The organism is Blautia glucerasea, from assembly GCF_020537505.1.
Classification (GTDB): Bacteria; Bacillota; Clostridia; order Lachnospirales; family Lachnospiraceae; genus Blautia_A.
This window is the reverse complement of record NZ_JAJBMO010000010.1, coordinates 93,069-112,540: the sequence shown is the minus strand read 5'-3', so window position 1 is coordinate 112,540 and position 19,472 is coordinate 93,069. Positions and strand designations below refer to the sequence as shown.

General features: G+C 46.1%; 17 protein-coding genes. 13 read left to right on the top strand and 4 right to left on the bottom strand.

Going from position 1 to position 19,472, the window contains the following annotated elements; all coding sequences use genetic code 11:
- Positions 1–225: 225 nt before the first annotated feature.
- Positions 226–441 (bottom strand): DUF378 domain-containing protein, encoded by a 216-nt coding sequence (locus LIQ05_RS10450; protein WP_226820479.1) that lies wholly within the window; start codon positions 439–441, stop codon positions 226–228.
- A 103-nt stretch (positions 442–544) separates the two neighbouring features.
- Entirely contained in the window at positions 545–1,654 is a 1,110-nt protein-coding gene (locus LIQ05_RS10445; protein ID WP_226820478.1) for a DUF5067 domain-containing protein, read from the bottom strand.
- Between the two features lie 300 nt (positions 1,655–1,954).
- Here LIQ05_RS10445 and LIQ05_RS10440 point away from each other — a divergent pair, with 300 nt between their 5' ends.
- From LIQ05_RS10440 to LIQ05_RS10390, 11 genes are all read left to right on the top strand, one after another.
- On the top strand, positions 1,955–2,884 hold the full coding sequence (locus LIQ05_RS10440; RefSeq protein ID WP_226820477.1) for an alpha/beta fold hydrolase: 930 nt from the start codon (positions 1,955–1,957) through the stop codon (positions 2,882–2,884).
- A gap of 184 nt (positions 2,885–3,068) precedes the next feature.
- Positions 3,069–3,317 (top strand): hypothetical protein, encoded by a 249-nt coding sequence (locus LIQ05_RS10435; RefSeq protein WP_226820476.1) that lies wholly within the window; start codon positions 3,069–3,071, stop codon positions 3,315–3,317.
- 267 nt (positions 3,318–3,584) lie between these two features.
- A complete protein-coding gene (locus LIQ05_RS10430) occupies positions 3,585–4,529 on the top strand; it encodes an ABC transporter permease (RefSeq protein ID WP_226820475.1) in 945 nt (314 codons plus the stop codon).
- A 2-nt stretch (positions 4,530–4,531) separates the two neighbouring features.
- Positions 4,532–5,890: an ABC transporter permease gene (locus tag LIQ05_RS10425; RefSeq protein WP_226820474.1), complete on the top strand. Its 1,359-nt coding sequence runs from the start codon at positions 4,532–4,534 to the stop codon at positions 5,888–5,890.
- A 15-nt stretch (positions 5,891–5,905) separates the two neighbouring features.
- A complete protein-coding gene (locus LIQ05_RS10420) occupies positions 5,906–6,913 on the top strand; it encodes an ABC transporter ATP-binding protein (protein WP_226820473.1) in 1,008 nt (335 codons plus the stop codon).
- Positions 6,914–7,924, top strand: coding sequence for an ABC transporter ATP-binding protein (locus tag LIQ05_RS10415; protein ID WP_226820472.1), 1,011 nt, complete (start codon positions 6,914–6,916; stop codon positions 7,922–7,924).
- Positions 7,925–8,161: 237 nt separating this feature from the next.
- On the top strand, positions 8,162–9,817 hold the full coding sequence (locus tag LIQ05_RS10410; protein ID WP_226820471.1) for a peptide ABC transporter substrate-binding protein: 1,656 nt from the start codon (positions 8,162–8,164) through the stop codon (positions 9,815–9,817).
- A gap of 282 nt (positions 9,818–10,099) precedes the next feature.
- Positions 10,100–11,617, top strand: a complete 1,518-nt coding sequence (gene malQ / locus LIQ05_RS10405) for a 4-alpha-glucanotransferase (RefSeq protein WP_226820484.1) — start codon at positions 10,100–10,102, stop codon at positions 11,615–11,617.
- Between the two features lie 6 nt (positions 11,618–11,623).
- Positions 11,624–13,357 (top strand): ABC transporter ATP-binding protein, encoded by a 1,734-nt coding sequence (locus LIQ05_RS10400; protein WP_226820470.1) that lies wholly within the window; start codon positions 11,624–11,626, stop codon positions 13,355–13,357.
- Positions 13,357–15,099, top strand: a complete 1,743-nt coding sequence (locus LIQ05_RS10395; RefSeq protein WP_226820469.1) for an ABC transporter ATP-binding protein — start codon at positions 13,357–13,359, stop codon at positions 15,097–15,099. The genes LIQ05_RS10400 and LIQ05_RS10395 overlap by 1 nt, the downstream gene beginning before the upstream one ends.
- Before the next feature lie 36 nt (positions 15,100–15,135).
- Positions 15,136–15,615 (top strand): hypothetical protein, encoded by a 480-nt coding sequence (locus LIQ05_RS10390; protein ID WP_226820468.1) that lies wholly within the window; start codon positions 15,136–15,138, stop codon positions 15,613–15,615.
- A 159-nt stretch (positions 15,616–15,774) separates the two neighbouring features.
- Here LIQ05_RS10390 and LIQ05_RS10385 read toward each other — a convergent pair whose 3' ends face one another.
- Positions 15,775–16,290 (bottom strand): VanZ family protein, encoded by a 516-nt coding sequence (locus LIQ05_RS10385; RefSeq protein WP_226820467.1) that lies wholly within the window; start codon positions 16,288–16,290, stop codon positions 15,775–15,777.
- A 251-nt stretch (positions 16,291–16,541) separates the two neighbouring features.
- Between LIQ05_RS10385 and thyA the strand changes: the two genes are divergently transcribed.
- Together thyA and LIQ05_RS10375 are read left to right on the top strand one after the other, a co-directional pair.
- Complete coding sequence (gene thyA, locus LIQ05_RS10380; protein WP_226820466.1) at positions 16,542–17,390, top strand: thymidylate synthase; 849 nt, start codon at positions 16,542–16,544, stop codon at positions 17,388–17,390.
- A gap of 164 nt (positions 17,391–17,554) precedes the next feature.
- Entirely contained in the window at positions 17,555–18,046 is a 492-nt protein-coding gene (locus LIQ05_RS10375; RefSeq protein WP_226820465.1) for a dihydrofolate reductase, read from the top strand.
- Positions 18,047–18,341: 295 nt separating this feature from the next.
- On the opposite strand, the gene LIQ05_RS10370 is transcribed toward LIQ05_RS10375, so the two are convergent.
- Complete coding sequence (locus tag LIQ05_RS10370; RefSeq protein ID WP_226820464.1) at positions 18,342–19,367, bottom strand: branched-chain amino acid aminotransferase; 1,026 nt, start codon at positions 19,365–19,367, stop codon at positions 18,342–18,344.
- Positions 19,368–19,472: the final 105 nt, after the last annotated feature.

The following is a 19,472-nucleotide window of genomic DNA, read 5'->3' as shown; positions in this document are numbered from 1 at the left end:
ACGCGCGACCTTGCCAAGGTCGAGACCGCGGGTTCGAGCCCCGTCTATCGCTCTTAAGAATCAGGAGGTTATTTCCTGGTTCTTTTTTTGTATAAACGGGATAGAACGTAAATTAAAAAGCCTGGTAAGAACAGTCTTTGAAAACTGCGCTTATCAGGCTCTAAAAAGAGAGTATGAGCAAGCTGTCCTGTCGTGATCGGTTATGTTACAGAAAAGAAGCTCCTTTTATGCATTGTCTTCGGCGGAACAGATCGTACCATAGAAACTGAGCAGATACAGGCCGCTGAGTCCAACTAGTGCATAGATGATCCTGGAGATCCAGCTCATGCTTCCGAAAATCAGGGCAACCAGATTAAAATTAAAGAATCCGATCAATCCCCAGTTAACTGCACCAATGAGTGTAAGTGTCAGACAGAAACAATTCAAAAATTTATTTCCCATAAGTCACCATCCTTTCGTATCTATAGTGTTTCTTTCTGCTTCAAAATTATGCAAAAAAATACGCGAAAACCGGAAATTGGATTTTCGCGTATTTCTTATCTGTTTATTGCAAATTCAATGTCTGGGAAGCGGTAATTCCGGTATCCAGTCCGAATGCGTCAGCTGCCTGTAAAGTAACAGGGCTCATATCCTTAAGGGAAAATGCCTGACAAACGTTCACGGTCTCACCTGGCTGGATCTCTTTCATAAAGGTATCAATGGCATCATCACTGCTGGAGGGAATGGCTGCTTCCAGAGAAGCTCCGTTCTGGTAAGCTGTAAGATTTACGTCTACCATAGCACTTGAGGCGCTTTCTCCATTGTTGGTGTAATCGTAATAAACCAGAAGACAAGGCTCACCGCCAAAATCTGTGGAAACGACGTTCCGTGTATAATGAATGGAAAAACGTTCGTTAGTAAGATCAATGGTGCCGTCGGAGGATGCTGGAGCCTGGACACTGGGATCAGCTGTTCCAGTGGCATTGTCGGCAGAAGAATCGGAAGCAGCCAATGTCTGGCTGATCTCTTCTTCCACGCTTTTGAAATTGGCTGACATGATCTTCACGGTTTCCGCGTCAAGAGCGGTGATCTTCCACTGGCCGTTTACCTTAATCATAGGATAGATAATATCTGTCTCGCTGAATTTATCCTCCAGGCTGGCTGCTTTTTCATTTAAAATAGAAGCAAGCTTGTCCTGTGTCTCCTGTTCGGTAAGGCTTTCTCCGGAAAATGCGCTGGAAACGATCTGGCGAAGGAATTCTGTGACGGTTTCCCGGTAAATGTCAGAGCCGTCCACGTAGCGGATCCGCGCTGTAACCTCAGCTGTGCCTGCCTGAAAATTGAAACTGGTTTTGGTGATCTTCCAGGTCATCTTGGCATTGATGGATTTGAAGAAGCTTTCATAAGTGGCATTTCGCACATCTGCGTTGTCAAGGGCAGACAGATCGCCACTCTGGAGCATGCTTTCCATTGAAGTAAAATCAAGATTCTGAATGGCTGCAAGATAATTGTCCAATTCCCTGGCTGGCTGGCTGCGCTCATAGAAATAGTAGCCTGCGCCTGCGACTATAGCGAGAAGGAGAACAAGCAGGAGTAGAATTCGTCCGGCTTTGCCTTTCTTTTTCTTCTTTGGAACGGGCTGCTCCTCTGGTGTATTTAATTGTTTTTTTTCCATGGTTCCTCCTTGATTAATTTTATGATGTCTATGATATTATAAGTTTGGTTGTACTGTACCAGGTGTCTGTAATCTTTATGTTTAGAATATAAAATTGGTGACATCATTTTTTATTATAGTATACTCCAGGGAGAGTGTCAAAGCATTTACGTCTGGGAAGCACTGGGAAAGCAAAAGAAAGTATTACGGTTCACTCCGTGACCAGTAACAAAGAGATTGGTCAGGTCATGAATAGTGTCTATTTACGGGCAACGACAGGATATGTTACAATAAGAAAAAAGCAGAAAGGCGGAAAAAACTATGAGTGCAAAATACGAAGCTTATATAGAATCAGAGGCGGATGGCCTTGATATTTCCGTTTTGGCAGTGGTTCCGGATGAGATACCGTACCGGGGAATCCTGCAGCTCGTGCATGGAATGAGCGAATACAAGGAACGCTATCTTCCCTTTATGGAATACATGGCAAAAAAAGGCTATGTATGTGTGATCCACGATCACCGCGGTCATGGAAAAAGTGTGCGGGCCATGGATGATCTGGGCTATATGTATGGCGGCGGAGCAGACGCCATCCTCAAGGATATTGAAGCGGTGAACCGGGAAATGCACCAGCAGCTTCCGGACCTGCCGCTGATCCTATTCGGGCACAGCATGGGATCTCTGGCTGTACGTGCTTTTGCAAGAGAGCATGATGACTGTATGGATATGCTGATCATCTGTGGTTCCCCAAGTAAGAATACGGCAAGACCTCTTGGAGAGGTAGTCGCCCATATGGAAAGTGCGGTGTTTGGACCAACCCACAAGAGCAAAGTTATCGAGACACTTTCCTTCGCCGGAAATGTGATGCGCTTCCGCAAGGATAAAAATTGTACCTCCTGGATCTGTGCAAACAAGGCGGCAGCCCAGGAATATTCGGATTCAGAGCTGTGTGGATTTACCTTCACAGATGACGGCTATCTGGCACTATTTGAACTGATGAAGCGCGCCTATGATGTGAAGCACTGGCACTGCACCAAGCCGAAAATGCCGGTACTCTTTGTCAGCGGATCCGATGATCCCTGCATGATCAATGTACGCCATTTCGCAAAAGCAGTGCAGGATATGCGCCACGCCGGTTATGTGGATGTAAAAGGCAAGCTGTATCCGGGAATGCGCCACGAAATTCTCAATGAGACAGACCGGAAGAAGGTTTATCACGACATTGCCTTCTATATAAAGAAGAAAGGCTTCTGAGAAAAAGCAGCATGCCAGGTATAAATTGTTTCATTTTGTACATACTGACATCATCATTATTAACTGCGGCGCATATTTTTGAAGCTGTTATTGTGAAAAGGCAGGGAAATAATGCATATTGAAGAGCTGCAGGTGGAAAATTTGTGACTTGAAATCTGGATGTGGTGCGAAATGGAGATTCCGTATGAGAAAAAGAGGCTGGATTTTGCTGCTGGTTCTTCTGTGCGTGGCTTTTCTTATGAGCTGTGGGAAGGACACGGAGCCGGACGAAGCAAAAGGAGAACTGGTAAGAATTGAGAGAGAAGGATGCCAAGATGGTGTCCTTCTTTTATTTTGCGTGCAACGAGCCAAAGTACGTGCCTGCAGGAGCCTTGGCAGCTGCTGTGATAACCTGTTCTGCTGCTGTCGGTGGGAAACCTGTCTGCATTTGTGAAACAAACAAATGTCTTTGTACAAAATATACAAAAATATAGGGTGATATCACTTAAAAATGGTACAAGCTTAAAAAAATGCACTGTCACTGTTCTAAAGTTTAAAATGTTACTTGAATAAAGCACTGCAAAATGCTATAATTTTTCTCACGTATTATAAAAATGAACTCTGGTCAGAAATCATCCTGATAGGGGCATGCTGTTTCTGGCAGCATTCCATAAAGGAAACAGAAATAAAAGTTTTCAGCCAGACAAAATAAGGAGGAAAAATGGGAAAGTACTTTGCAAAAAGACTTGGAATGGCGATTCTGACTATCTTTCTGGTAGCCTGTCTTACCTTCCTGCTGATGAATGCTGTACCGGGAAGCCCCTGGCTCAGTGAGAAAACACCTTCCGAGTCCACACTTGCAGCGCTGAATGCCAAATATGGACTGGACAAGCCGGTCTATGTACAGCTGTTTATGTATCTGAAAAATATTCTTCACGGTGACTTCGGTGTATCACTTAAGATGCAGAAGAACCGTGCAGTTCTTGACATTATCGTGGATATGTTCCCGGTATCTGCCAAGGTAGGTGCACTTGCACTTGCGTGGGCGATCCTGGTAGGTGTACCTCTTGGATGTCTTGCCGCATTTAAGCGAGGCAAACTGACAGACAGCATTCTTCGTGTGATCTGTACACTTGGAATCTCCATGCCAAGCTTCGTTGTGGCATCTGTCCTTCTGGTAACCCTGACTGGAAACAACGCCCTGAATCTGTTTCCGTCTATTTTCGACCCGTCGCAGGGATGGCGTGCCTATGTGTTGCCATGCTTTGCCCTGGGCTTTTACCCAATGTGCTATACCGCACGTCAGACACGTTCTGCCATGCTGGATTCCTTAAGCCAGGAGTACATTAAAACAGCCCGCGCCAAAGGTCTGAAAAACAAAAAGATTATTTTCAAGCATGCCCTTAGAAATGCGTTGATTCCAGTTATTACATACTTAGGACCGCAGGTGGCCTTTACCCTTTGCGGTGGTTTCGTTGTAGAGAGTGTGTTCTCTATTCCGGGACTTGGACGTTACTTCGTACAGTCCATCCAGAACCGTGATTATCCGGTTATTATGGGAACTACTATTTTCCTGGCAGCATTTATTATCCTGATGAACCTGGTTGTAGACCTCCTGTATAAGGTTGCTGACCCGAGAATCAGCCTTACGAAAGGAGGAGAATGATCGTGGCAGAAGATAAGAAGATCAAGAAATGTCCGGTTAGTCTTCAGCCGGATATAGAGAATCTCCTTCAGGATTTAAGTCCGGATGATTTCACATCTGCATCCAGACAGGAGAAGGATGATTTCATTCAGGACCGCCAGAGCGTTTCCTATTGGAAGGATGCCTGGAGAAGATTAAAGAAAAATGCAGTGGCTATGGTTGCACTTGGTGTGATCGTATTTCTGTTCTTATTTGCCTTTGTGGGACCAGTTCTGATTCCATATGGCTATGATGAATTTAACAAAGGTGCTGAGAACCTTTACCCATATCACTACACCCTGGAGGACACACAGCGTGTCAATGATGAAATCGCTGCAAGAACCCAGTCTGATGTAGTAGATGTAGACGAAATGATCGCCCAGGCGAAAGAAGAAGCTGAGAAAAATGGCGAGAAATTCACCAAGAAAGATGAAGCTGTTATCCGGGCAAAAGCAAAAGTTGCTGCAAAACCTTCCGAAGAGTCTTCTGAGGAGCAGAATGTAGATGAGGATTCCATCCGCAAGGAGCTTGGAATCAAGAAGCACATTTTTGGATATTCCCAGGCAGAGCTTGAGCGTAAGGCAAATGGGGAAAAAGTTTTTCCACATGTATTTGGTACTGATATGTATGGCCGTGACATTCTGGTCCGTGTTATGTATGGTGCCCGTGTATCTATGTCCGTTGGTGTGTTTGCAGCCATTCTGGTACTTGTGATCGGTGCCCTTTATGGTGCTATTTCCGGTTACTGCGGCGGCAGGGTTGACGCAGTGATGCAGCGTATTGTAGAGCTGATCTATGCAGTTCCGGAGATGCTGGTTGTTCTTCTTATTGCAACTGCATTGAAGCCAATCCTTACCGACTATGTAAACTCATCTGGAACTAGTCCGCTGAAGTCCTTTGTCAATGTACTTGGACCGAACCTGATTTCCATGTTTATCGCATTTGGTCTGTTATACTGGGTTACTATGAGCCGTATTATCCGTGGTCAGGTACTTCAGCTGAAACAGCAGGAATATGTAACCGCAGCAAGAGCACTTGGTGCATCTGGCGGCAGGATCATCCGTCGTCATCTGCTTCCAAACTGTATCGGACAGATCGTTGTTACCACCTGCCTGCAGATTCCGTCTGCTATTTTCCTGGAGTCCTTCTTATCCTACCTTGGCGTTGGTGTTTCTGCACCTCTTCCAAGCCTTGGCTCCATGGCAACAGACGCACTTAGCGGTATGTACACTTATACTTACAGACTGATCGTACCTTCCGTGATCCTGAGTATTATGATCCTTGCATTCAACCTGTTTGGCGATGGACTTCGCGATGCTCTTGATCCAAAGCTGAAGAAATAAGAGAGGAGGAGAACAATGTCTGAACAGAAAAATAAATTACTGGAAGTAAAAGACCTGAAAGTCTCCTTCTTTACCCCGGCCGGCGAGGTAAAAGCCGTTGGCGGTATCTCCTATGACCTTGATTATGGCGAAGTTATGGGAGTTGTTGGAGAATCCGGTTCTGGAAAGAGCCAGGAAGCATATTCTATTATGGGGCTTCTTCAGTCCCCAGGTAAAGTAATCGGAGGTTCCATTACCTTCGAGGGAAAAGATGTCCTTTCTTTTTCCAAGGAAGAGATGACTGCATTCCGTGGAAACAAAGTAGCCATGATCTTCCAGAACCCTATGACCTGCCTGAATCCGGTTTACACCATCGGAAATCAGCTGGTGGAGGCTCTTCGTGCCCATGACAGGAAGATCAGAAAGGAAGAGGCCCAGAAGCGTGCCATGGAAATGATGGAGATGGTTGGGATCAACAATGTGGAGAAGCGTATGAAGCAGTATCCACACGAGTTTTCTGGCGGTATGAGACAGCGTGTTATGATCGCCATGGGACTGATCTGCCATCCACAGCTTCTGATCGCAGATGAGCCTACCACAGCTCTTGACGTTACCATTCAGGCCCAGATTCTTGACCTGATGAAAGATCTTCAGAAAAAGACCGGAATGGGAATCATTTTCATTACACACAATCTTGGAGTTGTGGCTGATATCTGTGACAAGGTTTCGGTTATGTATGCAGGTAAGATTGTGGAGCAGGGACCAGTAGATGACATTTTCTACGAGCCTGCACATCCATATACAAAAGGTCTTCTTCGTTCCATGCCCCGTGTTGACGCTGAGAGCTATGAGAGACTGATCCCCATTGAGGGAACCCCGGTTGATATGCTGAATCCGCCGGAAGGATGTCCATTTGCTCCCCGCTGTGAGCATTGCATGAAGATCTGTCTGAAGAAAATGCCTCCTTACGTGGAAGTGGGCGAGAAACATCGTTCCGCCTGCTGGCTTCGTGTTCAGGAGCTTATGAACAAGGAGGAGAAATAAATGGCAGAAGAAAAGAAGCTTCTCGAAATTGAGAATTTACGAAAATATTTTCCAATCAATGGCGTAAAGGGACCAGGCGTACAGGCGGTACAGGATGTTTCCCTCTATATTAAAAAGGGTGAGACACTTGGTCTTGTTGGAGAGTCCGGTTGTGGAAAGACCACACTTGGAAGAACGATCCTTCGTCTTTACGAGCCAACCGGTGGAAAGATCATCTATGATGGTGAGACCATTTACGACAATCCTCTGGATAAAGACGGCAAACCTCTTGGAAAAGCCAAAGCTGCTAAAATGCTTCCTTACAGAAGAAAAATGCAGATCATTTTCCAGGATCCGTCCGCTTCCCTGGATCCTCGTATGACAGTTGGCGAGATCATTGGTGAGGCCATTGATATCCACAAGCTTGCGGCCAACAAGAAGGATCGCGCGGACATGATCAAAGAACTGCTGGCGCAGGTTGGATTAAATACAGAGCATGCAAACCGTTATCCACATGAGTTTTCCGGCGGTCAGCAGCAGCGTGTTGGTATTGCCCGCGCCCTTGCAGTAAAACCGGAGTTCATTGTCTGTGACGAGCCCATTTCCGCGCTGGATGTTTCCATCCAGTCACAGGTGGTAAACATGCTGGAGGACATGCAGGAGCAGATGGGGCTGACTTATCTGTTTATTGCCCATGACCTTTCCGTTGTCCGTCATATTTCAAACAGAATCGGTGTTATGTATCTTGGTTCCCTTGTAGAGTTAGGAGAGAGCTATGAGCTGAACAGACATCCGATCCATCCTTATACACAGACCCTGCTTTCCGCAGTTCCGGTTCCCGATCCAAAGCTGAGCCGGACAAGAAAGCGTATTATCCTGGAAGGCGACGTGCCAAGTCCTATGAATCCGCCAAGCGGATGCCGTTTCCACACCAGATGTCCATATGCCACTGAAAAGTGCAGCCAGGCAGCTCCTGTGTTCAGAGAGCATGAGCCAGGTCACTGGGCAGCTTGTCATTTACTGGACAAGTAAATACTATGAAGGTCCCGTACGGAAGCCATGAATGAGCCATGTTTGCATGAGTGGGTTCATGGATATGCGGGCAGCAGCTGTGGGAGCGCCAGAGACGCGGAATAGCTGACTTTCATAGTAATGTCTGCGTAAGCAGACATATCCATTCGGTATTACGTTCTTCATGTAAGAACTGATTAATACAAGCGTCGGTTCTCATCTCTCATGCGGCGCAAAAAGCATAAAGGAGGAAAAGTAATGAGAAGAAAGTTTATGTCTATGGCACTGACTGCAGCTATGGTAGTAAGCATGGCAGCTACTCCTGTATTCGCTGAGGATACAGCATCTGACGAGGGATTCAATCTGAATCTTTGTATCGCATCTGAACCACAGACAATCGACCCTGCACTGAATTCTGCAGTTGACGGAGCTATCATGTGCAACCACATGTTCGAAGGTCTTGCGAAATGGGTAAATGATGGCGAAGGAAATGCTGTCACAGCTCCTGGACAGGCTGAGTCCTGGGAAAAAGCAGAGAACGAAGATGGTACAGTTACTTACACCATCAAACTTCGTGATGGTATCAAATGGTCTGATGGACAGGCTGTAACAGCTGGTGACTTTGTTTATGCATGGCAGCGTCTTGCAAATCCTGAGACAGCAGCAGATTACTGCTACATGATCGACATGGTAAAAGGATATGACGCAGTTGCTGATGGAAGCGCCGATCCAAGCACTCTTGGAATCACAGCAGTTGATGATCAGACTCTTCAGATCGACCTTACCTATGACTGCCCATATTTCGAAGAAATCATGGCATTCCCGGCAACCTTCCCAGTTCGTCAGGATATGGTAGAGAGCAGTGACAACTGGACATTTGATCCAAGCACCTACATTGGTAATGGACCATACAAAATGACAGAGTGGTCTCACAACGCTTACATCTCCATGGAGAAGAATGAGAACTACTATGACTATGAGAACCTTGGACCGGATACCATCAAGTTTACACTTCTTGATGACAACAATGCAATGCTTAAAGGTTACAACAACGGCGAGCTTGATTTCATCGAGAACCTTCCTGTAGACGAGATCCCGACCTACCTTGCTTCTGGCGAGCTTGAGATTGGTGACTACCTTGGAACCTACTATGTATGCTTCAACACAGAGGACGAAGTTTTCTCTGACCCTAACATCCGTAAAGCATTCTCACTTGTAATCGACCGTAACTACATCGTAGAGAACGTTTCTCAGGCTGGTGAGGTTCCGGCTGACGGATATGTACCGAACGGTGTAAATGATGCAGCTGGTGCTGGTAGTGATGACTTCCGTACAGTAGGCGGTTCTTACTACAGCATTTCCGATGAGGATTATGAGGCTAACTGCGAAGAGGCCCGTCAGCTTCTTGCAGACGCTGGTTATCCGAACGGCGAAGGCTTCCCGACTGTAGAGTATCTGTACAACACAGCTGATAACCACAAGAAGATCGGTGAGGCTCTTCAGAACATGTGGCAGACAGAGCTTGGCGTAACAGTTAACCTGAATAACCAGGATTGGAACGTATTCCTTCAGAACAGAAAAGATGGTAACTTCCAGATTGCCCGTAACGGCTGGATCGCAGACTACAATGATCCTTGCTCATTCCTGGATATGTGGTACACAGACGGCGGCAACAACGACGCTCAGTACTCCAACCCAGACTATGATGCAGCCATCGATGCAGCAAAAGCTACTTCTGATCCAGAAGAGCGTATGAAAGCATTCCACGAAGCTGAGGATATCCTCATTGGACAGGACAGCGTACTTGCTCCGATCTATTTCTATACACAGCCATACATGCTCAATCCAGACATTGACGGTATGTACTACACACCACTTGGATACTTCTTCTTCGGTTACACAAGCAAGAAATAATCCAGGTAAAAGAATAGAAGCTTTTGGGCAGTACATAAATGTGATGCCCAAGGGAAAGACAGGCATTCGGAATTTTTCCGGGTGCCTGTTTTTTTAGAAGTGTATTTTATCTTGTTGACCGATTATGTATGAAGGCAGTATAATAAACGGATAATAGTTATAATACCAAAATATATTACTGCGCACCAAAAGCCCGGTGGGAAATCATGTAAAGCATGATCTTTGTGCATTGTAGGGGTGGTGCTGTAAGTGGTGGGCAGTAATAGACAGGAGGAATATATGATGAGAGCCAGCGGTATTTTATTGCCTATATCCAGCATCCCTTCCAACTATGGAATCGGATGCTTTTCTAAAGAAGCTTACGCTTTTGTAGATCAACTCGCACAGGCGGGACAGAAATACTGGCAGATCCTGCCACTTGGACCGACCGGATACGGGGATTCCCCTTACCAGTCTTTTTCCACCTTTGCAGGAAATCCCTATTTCATTGATCTGGAAGAATTTATCCAGAGAGACCTTCTTACAGCAGCAGAATGCGCAGACTGTGACTGGGGCGGAAGCAAGAGCTATGTGGACTATGAGAAGGTTTATCTTTCCAGATTTTCCCTTCTTCGAAAGGCTTACAGACGTTTTTACCAGATGGATGGAACGAACAAAGAGCTTCAGCTGATCCATGAGGAGATGGAAGCCTTTGAGAAGGAACAGGACTTCTGGCTTGCAGACTATTGCCTGTATATGGCTGTGAAGGACAGCCTGGAGGGAATCGCCTGGAATGAGTGGCCGGAAGACTTAAAGACACGTAAGCCTGAGGCACTTGAAAAGGTGGGAAAGGAACTGAAGGAGGACATCAGCTTCTATGCATTTCAGCAGTTCTGGTTCTACCGCCAGTGGAGCCAGCTGAAGAAATATGCAAATGACAGGGACATTAAGATCATCGGTGATCTTCCCATTTATGTGGCTTTTGACGGTGCAGATGCATGGGCGAACCCGGATCTGTTCCAGTTCGACCAGGAGGCAACTCCGGTAGCGGTGGCAGGATGCCCGCCAGACGCTTTTTCCGCAACTGGACAGCTGTGGGGAAATCCGCTGTATAATTGGGAATATCATAAGAAAACCGGCTATAGCTGGTGGATTCTTCGCATGACACACTGCATGAAGCTGTATGATAAGGTCCGGATCGATCATTTCCGTGGCTTTGACGAGTACTGGGCAGTTCCTTATGGGGACAGGACTGCCAAGAACGGAAAGTGGGAGAAAGGACCGGGAATAGAACTGTTCAAGGTTCTGGAGGAGAATATTAATAATCTGGATGTGATCGCAGAGGATCTGGGATTCCTTACAGACAGCGTCAGGGAGCTTTTGGCCAAGTCTGGTTATCCCGGTATGAAGGTACTTCAATTTGCCTTTGATGAAAGCGGTGAGAGCGTATATCTTCCTTTCCGCTATGACAAGAACTGTATTGTATACACTGGAACTCATGACAATGAGACTACAAAGGGCTGGTTTGGAAACCTTACCCAGTCCAACAGGGAGTATGTGAATCAGTATACAGCCTGTGAGGGAAAAGACACAGATGAGTGTGTCTGGGGTCTGATCCGGTCTGCGCAGTCATCTGTAGCGGAAGTCTGCGTCGTACCTTTGCAGGACTATCTCTGCCTTGGAAACGAGGCCAGAATGAATATGCCTTCCACACTGGGAGACAACTGGAAATGGCGTCTTACAAGAGGTCAGTTTACGGATGAGATCATTCAGAGAATTTACGCCATGACCCGGTTATACGGACGAATTCAGGAGCAGTAGAAGAAAATGAAAAGATTGATTAAATTTTTGAAAGGCTATGAGAAAGAAAGCTTTCTGGCTCCTTTGTTCAAAATGCTGGAGGCCACCTTTGAGCTGATCGTGCCTCTGGTTGTAGCAAGAATCATGGATATCGGCATTAAGAATCAGGACAATGCCTATATCTGGCATCAGTGCGTGATCATGGTACTGCTTGGAGCGATCGGTCTTGTATGTTCCCTGACAGCACAGTATTTCTCCGCGAAGGCAGCCATGGGATTCAGTACCGCCCTTCGTAAAGAGTTATTTTCCCATATTAGCAAGCTTTCCTACAGAGAGCTGGATATGCTTGGAACTCCTACCCTTGTGACCAGGATCACCAATGACGTGAACCAGGCCCAGACCGGTGTGAACATGGTATTGCGTCTGTTCCTTCGTTCCCCTTTTATTGTTGTGGGTGCGGTGATCATGTCCTTTACCATTGATGTGAAGATCGGTCTGATCTTCCTGATCGCAGTTCCGGTGATTTCGATTGTAATTTACGGAATTATGCGTACAACAGTGCCGATTTACAAAAAGGCCCAGTCCTCCCTGGATAAGATTTCCCTAATCACCAGAGAGAACCATGTGGGTACCAGAGTGGTAAGAGCCTTTGGAAGACAGCAGGAAGAATATAAAGAATTTTCAGAAGTAAATGATGCTTACACCAAGGTGCAGGTAAGAGCGGGAAAAATTTCCGCACTTCTGAATCCGGCCACTACAGTTATCATGAACTTTGCCATTATTGGAATTCTCTGGTATGGAAGCAGGGAAGTGTCTGTGGGCATTCTTACACAGGGTGAAGTGGTTGCCCTTGTAAACTATATGAACCAGATTCTGATCGCACTGATCGCCCTTGCAAACCTGATCGTAGCTGTGACAAAGGCCATGGCTTCCGGTGTGCGTCTGAACGAGGTTCTGGATACACAGCCGTCTCTCACGGACGAGGGCAGCAGTGTTCAGGCAGAGCGAAAGAATGCTGCAAGAGTTGCCTTTGAGGATGTGAGCTTTACCTATGCAGGCAGCCAGGAGCCGGCACTTTCCCATATTTCCTTTACTGCAAAGCCAGGTGAGACCATCGGTATCATCGGCGGTACAGGATGTGGTAAATCTACTCTGGTGAACCTGATCCCACGTTTCTATGATGTGACTTCCGGTAATGTGGTAATTGATGGAAATAATGCAAAAGAATATCCGTTTTCACAGCTTCGTAAAAAGGTTGGCATGGTACCCCAGCAGGCGGTTCTGTTTAAGGGGACCATCCGCGACAATATGAAGTGGGGCAAAGAGGATGCTACAGAGGAAGAAATCCAGCGTGCTCTTTCCATTGCACAGGCAAGGGATTTTGTAAACAGCAAGCCGGAAGGCTTAAATACCATGGTAAGCCAGGGAGGTTCCAATCTTTCCGGAGGACAGCGCCAGCGCCTTACCATAGCAAGGGCACTGGTGGGAGATCCTGAGATCCTGATCATGGATGACAGTGCTTCTGCTCTTGACTTTGCCACAGATGCAGCTCTTCGTCATGCTATTCATGAGCAGACCAAAGGAATGACGGTGTTTATTGTTTCCCAGCGAGCAACCTCCATCAAGCAGGCAGACAAGATCCTGGTCCTGGACGATGGGGAGCTGGTTGGTGTGGGAACCCACAAAGAACTTATGGAATCCTGTGAGGTCTACAGAGAAATCTGTCTGTCACAGCTTTCCGAACAGGAGGTGAACCGCTGATGGGAAAGAATAAAGATACCATGAAAAGAGTGCTGAAATTTATCAGCCCTTACAAAGCAAAAATTATCATTATGCTTCTTACAGCGCTTGTCACCGTTGCATTTATTTTGTATACACCAATTCTCATTGGTAACGGTGTGGACAATATCGTAGGGCCTGGAAATGTAAATGTAGCCGGACTTTTGAAGGTGCTTGGTACTCTGGCTGTGATCGTTGTGGGAAATGCAGTTTCCCAGTGGGTGATGAACCTTCTTACCAACCAGGTTACCTACAGTGTGGTACAGGATGTACGAAGCCAGGCTTTTGCCCATCTTCAGGAGGTGCCAGTATCTTATATTGATGCCAACCAGCCAGGAGATATTTTAAGCCGAATTGTTTCCGATGTGAGCCAGTTTTCAGATGGTCTTCTTATGGGCTTTACCCAGCTGTTTACCGGTGTTCTGACCATCTTTGGAACCATTGGATTTATGCTTTCCATCAGTGTGAAGATCGCGGTGATCGTTATTTTACTTACCCCGATCTCCCTGTTTGTGGCAAGCTTTATTGCAAGCAGAACCTTCCGTATGTTCCAGGAGCAGTCTGAGAAGAGGGCTGAGATGACCTCTATCGTGGAGGAGCTTGTTGGAAATCAGAAGATTGTGCAGGCTTTTTCCTATGAGGAGAGGGCAAATGCGCGTTTTGGAAAAGTAAATGAAGAGCTTCGGGTATGCGGAATTAAGGCCATTTTCTTTTCCTCTATTACAAACCCGTCTACACGTTTTGTTAATGGTCTTGTTTACACTGCAGTTGGAATTTTTGGTGCATTTACGGTAATTAAGGGCGGCATGACGGTGGGACAGCTGACCAGTTTTCTGAACTATGCCAACCAGTATACCAAGCCTTTCAATGAGATTTCAGGCGTTATCACAGAGCTTGAGAATGCGTTGGCCTGCGCGAAACGTCTGTTTGACTTTATTGATACACCTGTACAGGAGCCAGATGCTTCAGGCGCTGTAGAACTGGAAAAAGCGGACGGCCGTGTAAGTGTGGAGAATGTTTCTTTCTCCTACAGAAAAGAGGTTCCGCTGCTTACCGATATTTCCATTGACGTAAAACCTGGACAGCGAATTGCCATTGTAGGACCGACGGGATGTGGTAAGACCACTATGATCAACCTGCTTATGAGATTCTATGATGTGGATAAGGGACAGATCAAGATAAGCGGTTATCCGGTAAGAGAACTGACTCGTGACAGTCTGAGACGAAACTTTGGTATGGTGCTTCAGGAGACCTGGCTGAAGGCGGGAACCATCCGTGAGAATATTGCGTACGGAAAGCCAGATGCGACTTTGGAAGAGGTTATGGAGGCTGCTAAGCATGCACATGCCCACAGCTTTATCAAGCGTATGCCAAACGGCTACAATACCTTGATCTCAGAGGGCGGCGGAAATATTTCCCAGGGACAGAAGCAGCTCCTTTGTATTGCAAGGGTTATGCTGATGCACCCGGCTATGCTGATCCTGGACGAGGCCACATCCTCTATTGATACCCGTACAGAAGTGAAGGTCCAGAAGGCTTTTGCAGAGCTGATGGAGGGAAGAACCAGTTTTATTGTTGCACATCGTCTTTCCACCATTCGGGAGGCAGATTTGATCCTGGTTATGAAGGATGGAAATATTATTGAGCAGGGCAGGCATGAGGAACTGCTGGCGAAGAAGGGCTTCTATGCGAACCTGTATGAGAGCCAGTTTGCGGTTTCCTGATAGAAGAAACTGCGGAAAAAGAACGGAGGATGAAGGATGGAAGATTTCGAGAACAAGAGCCCTGAGGGGGAGAGAAACGAGAATATAAGTGCAGCTGCTTCCGAGGAAAAAGCTGGTGGGGAGAATCCCAAAAGCGGAGTTCCTATGCGAACCTATCTGATCATGATCCTGGCAGGCGTTTACGTGGCTTATCTTGGCGTTTCGCTTTGTCAGGATGTGATAAAAAGAACAGAAGGCAGCAGTCCGGGATTTATGGTGGCTGGAATTGTGTTTATTGTGCTGGGCGTGGTGTTTGTGGTAAGCGGACTTAGAAACAGCATGAAGCTGAGCAAGGCAAAGAAGGAACAGGAGGCTGGGGGTGAATCACAGCTTTCTGGAACAGAGCCAGAAGCAGGGGAAGCTCAGAAAACAGCCGCTGCGCAGAGCAGTCCGTTCCAGGGAAAAAAGATGTCTATTGCAGAGCGTGCCAACCTGGTGAACCAGCTTGGGGATGCAAATGAGGATGAAAAGGAATAAAATTCATATAAGTATATAAAAACAGACTTCCAGATGAAAACGATCCGGAAGCCTGTTTTAAATTTACGCGAGCGACGAGCCAAAGTCCATGCTTGCATGAGACCTTGGCAACTGCCGCGATAGCGGGTAAAACTCGCGGAGCATGTTTTGGCTCCTTGTTTAGCGCCTTTTTCTGCGCCGACGTTTCCCACTTGGGTTATGTAGGGTGGACCAGCAGAATGCCTGTACCAGCAGGATTCCAACAGTAACACCGATGCTGTCGATTCCTACATCTCTCACAGAAGGACCGCGGTCTGACACAAAGGATTGGTGGTATTCGTCAAATCCGGCGAAGCCCACGCAGATCACCCCTGCCAGCAGGATCAGCCAGATTCCTCTTACGCCATAGACATAGAGAGGAAAAGAAATGGCAATGGCCAGCAGACAATACTCTGTCATGTGAGCTGCCTTTCGGACATAAAATTCAATGGAACTTGCAGAATAAGCAAGCTCATCATAAGATTTGTTTTCGTTTAGAACTTCATTCTTGGTTTCTACAATCTGGTAGCTGACCTCATAGCTTAAGGCCCCGGACACCTCCCCTGTCTGGGCTGAAAATGAATAGATCACATACATCATCACAATTGCAGGAAGAAAAGAAAGAGGTTTCAGTAAATGGATTAAAATTTTCTTCATGGGGTTTACTATAACATGGGAAAATGAGATTGTAAAGAAAAAGGTGATTTGACAAGGCCTTGAAAAAACAACAAAACCAGAGCAACCAGGAGGGAGACAGGAGAGCAAAGAACTTGTTATTTACAGGAATCTATGCTAAAATTGTTGAAGTATGAAAAGCAGCGGGATACCTGATGGGGAGAGGCTCTGGCAGACGGGTATCGTGCTGCTATAAAGAACGCACAATGGAGACCAGGAGGAAAAGGACAGGTATGAGTTTAGCTGATTATATTTTTATAGATATGTGTAAAGACGTAATTGAGAACGGAACCAGTACAGAAGGGGAGAAAGTCCGTCCGGTGTGGGAGGATGGCACTTCTGCTTATACGATCAAACGTTTTGGTGTTGTGAACCGTTATGATCTGAGAAAGGAATTTCCAGCGCTGACCCTTCGTAAGACTGCATTAAAAAGCGCCATGGATGAGATTCTCTGGATCTGGCAGAAGAAATCAAACAACATTCATGACCTTCACAGCCATATCTGGGACAGCTGGGCCGACGAGGATGGCTCCATTGGAAAAGCGTATGGTTATCAGCTGGGTGTGAAGCATCAGTACAAAGAAGGCATGATGGATCAGGTGGACCGTGTTCTTTATGATCTGAAAAATAATCCATACAGCCGCCGTATTATGACCAATATTTATGTGCATGAAGATCTTCATGAGATGAATCTTTACCCATGTGCTTACTCTATGACCTTCAATGTAACAAAGGAGCCTGGAAAGGACAAGCTGACCTTAAATGCCATTTTGAACCAGCGCTCCCAGGATATCCTGGCGGCTAATAACTGGAATGTATGCCAGTATTCCCTGCTGTTGATGATGATCGCACAGTGCTGTGACATGGAAGCAGGTGAGTTGGTGCATGTAATCGCAGACTGCCATATTTATGACAGACATGTTCCGGTTATCAAGGAGCTGATTTCCAGAACCCCATATCCGGCACCGACTGTGAAACTGAACCCGGATGTGAAGAATTTCTACGATTTTACCACAGATGACCTGATCGTGGAGAATTACCAGACCTGGCCGCAGATTAAGAATATTCCTATCGCAATCTGAGTATGGAGTAAATGAGAAGTAATGTTTTGGCAACAGTTTATGTAGGGAATATTAAGCGGTGGGTATTATAAATTGATTGATGTTTTCGGAGATATATGCCAATACAGCATATATTTAAGCTTGGATAGCGTGAATTCATGCACCGTGTAAAGGAGAATATAAAAATGAAAATTATCGTAGCGGCAGACAAAAACTGGGGAATTGGAAAAGACAATAAGCTTCTGGTAAGTATCCCGGCAGATATGAAAATGTTCCGCCAGGAGACCACCGGCAAGGTGTGTGTGATGGGAAGAAAAACTCTGGAAAGCTTTCCAGGAGGACTTCCGTTGAAAAACCGCACCAATATCGTTCTTACCAGAAACCAGAACTATAAAGTGAAAGATGCTATTATCGTTCATTCTATTGAAGAACTGATGGAAGAACTGAAGAAATATCCGGCAGAAGATGTATACTGCATTGGCGGTGACACCATTTACAAACAGCTTCTTCCGTATTGTGACGTGGCTCAGGTTACCAAGATTGATTTCGCTTACATCGCAGACAGCTATTTCCCAAATCTGGATGAAGACCCGGAATGGCATGTAGCAGCCGAGAGCGAAGAACAGACTTATTTCGACCTGGAATATAAGTTTGTGAGATATGAGAGAAATAAATAATTGGGAAAACATAAAATGTTTTCTAAAAAGTCAGTTCTGCCATTGTGGTGGAGCTGATTTTTTATATAGGAAATTCTGTAGGAATTTCCTATTACACAAAAAGCCCTACCGGACAGGCTTGTACCGCAGCGGAACGTAAGATGCCGCTGGAAGCGGCCAGCCGCAGGCGGAAAATCCTGCACGCAGGCTGGGCAGATATATAAAAAGCTCCGGCATTTTCGCTATGCCGGAGCTCTATTATGTGCTGTGTAATATTCATATCAAAAAGACACGAAAAATGTGAATTTTAGAAAAATTATTCGATAACCTTCAGCCATCCCTCTGGAGCCTGGATACGGCCCATCTGGATTCCGGTAAGTGTCTCATAAAGTTTCCTGGTGATCGGTCCCATCTCGTTCATGCCGCTTGGGAAGCAGATCTCTTTGCCGTGGTCAAAGATCTTTCCAACAGGAGAGATAACAGCAGCTGTACCGCAAAGACCGCATTCTGCGAAATCTTTCACTTCGTCGAAGTATACTTCTCTTTCCTCTGCCTCAAGTCCAAGGTATTCCTTAGCAACATAGATCAGGGAACGACGTGTGATGGATGGAAGGATGCTGTCTGACTTTGGAGTAACAACCTTGCCGTCTTTTGTTACGAACAGGAAGTTTGCGCCGCCTGTCTCTTCAACTTTGGTACGTGTCCTGGAATCAAGATACATGTTCTCATCGAAGCCGTTCTTATGGGCATCAACGATTGCGTGAAGGCTCATTGCGTAGTTCAGACCAGCTTTGATATGACCGGTACCGTTGGGTGCAGCACGGTCGAAGTCGCTGACACGGATTGTGATCGGCTTAGCGCCGCCCTTGAAGTATGGTCCAACAGGTGTGGTAAATACACGGAACTGATACTCGTTAGCTGGTTTTACACCGATAACAGCATCGCTTCCGAACATGTACGGACGTACATATAAAGTAGCACCAGAACCATATGGCGGAACATATGCTGCATTTGCTTTAATTGTCTGAACAACTGCGTCAACAAAACGGTCTTTCGGGAATACCGGCATCTCCAGTCTTGCTGCGGAATGCTCCATACGCTCACCGTTCAGGTCAGGACGGAAAGTAACGATACGCCCGTCTTCTGTAGTGTATGCTTTCATACCTTCAAAAACAGTCTGTGCATACTGAAGAACGCCTGCACATTCACTGATGGTAACGGTATCATCTGTGGTAAGGCCTCCCTCATCCCATTTGCCGTCTTTATAATTAGATACATAACGGTAATCTGTTTTTACATAGCCAAAGCCCAGGTTGCCCCAGTCGATGTCTTTTTTCTCCATAACAATTTCCTCCTAGCGTGGTTTCTTGGGGTAGATTCTGAATATGAATCCACGACGTTTTTACTATTGTAAAACTTTTAAGTGTGAAATTCAATGGGAAAAGTA

What these genes read in the sequence shown, in the direction of transcription:
- LIQ05_RS10385 (WP_226820467.1), bottom strand. Translation starts at nt 16,290, where the DNA reads ATGAAGAAAATTTTAATCCATTTACTGAAACCTCTTTCTTTTCTTCCT.
- LIQ05_RS10445 (WP_226820478.1), bottom strand. Translation starts at nt 1,654, where the DNA reads ATGGAAAAAAAACAATTAAATACACCAGAGGAGCAGCCCGTTCCAAAG.
- LIQ05_RS10435 (WP_226820476.1), top strand. Translation starts at nt 3,069, where the DNA reads ATGAGAAAAAGAGGCTGGATTTTGCTGCTGGTTCTTCTGTGCGTGGCT.
- LIQ05_RS10400 (WP_226820470.1), top strand. Translation starts at nt 11,624, where the DNA reads ATGAAAAGATTGATTAAATTTTTGAAAGGCTATGAGAAAGAAAGCTTT.
- LIQ05_RS10370 (WP_226820464.1), bottom strand. Translation starts at nt 19,367, where the DNA reads ATGGAGAAAAAAGACATCGACTGGGGCAACCTGGGCTTTGGCTATGTA.
- LIQ05_RS10450 (WP_226820479.1), bottom strand. Translation starts at nt 441, where the DNA reads ATGGGAAATAAATTTTTGAATTGTTTCTGTCTGACACTTACACTCATT.
- LIQ05_RS10420 (WP_226820473.1), top strand. Translation starts at nt 5,906, where the DNA reads ATGTCTGAACAGAAAAATAAATTACTGGAAGTAAAAGACCTGAAAGTC.
- malQ (WP_226820484.1), top strand. Translation starts at nt 10,100, where the DNA reads ATGAGAGCCAGCGGTATTTTATTGCCTATATCCAGCATCCCTTCCAAC.
- LIQ05_RS10410 (WP_226820471.1), top strand. Translation starts at nt 8,162, where the DNA reads ATGAGAAGAAAGTTTATGTCTATGGCACTGACTGCAGCTATGGTAGTA.
- LIQ05_RS10395 (WP_226820469.1), top strand. Translation starts at nt 13,357, where the DNA reads ATGGGAAAGAATAAAGATACCATGAAAAGAGTGCTGAAATTTATCAGC.
- LIQ05_RS10440 (WP_226820477.1), top strand. Translation starts at nt 1,955, where the DNA reads ATGAGTGCAAAATACGAAGCTTATATAGAATCAGAGGCGGATGGCCTT.
- LIQ05_RS10375 (WP_226820465.1), top strand. Translation starts at nt 17,555, where the DNA reads ATGAAAATTATCGTAGCGGCAGACAAAAACTGGGGAATTGGAAAAGAC.
- LIQ05_RS10390 (WP_226820468.1), top strand. Translation starts at nt 15,136, where the DNA reads ATGGAAGATTTCGAGAACAAGAGCCCTGAGGGGGAGAGAAACGAGAAT.
- thyA (WP_226820466.1), top strand. Translation starts at nt 16,542, where the DNA reads ATGAGTTTAGCTGATTATATTTTTATAGATATGTGTAAAGACGTAATT.
- LIQ05_RS10415 (WP_226820472.1), top strand. Translation starts at nt 6,914, where the DNA reads ATGGCAGAAGAAAAGAAGCTTCTCGAAATTGAGAATTTACGAAAATAT.
- LIQ05_RS10430 (WP_226820475.1), top strand. Translation starts at nt 3,585, where the DNA reads ATGGGAAAGTACTTTGCAAAAAGACTTGGAATGGCGATTCTGACTATC.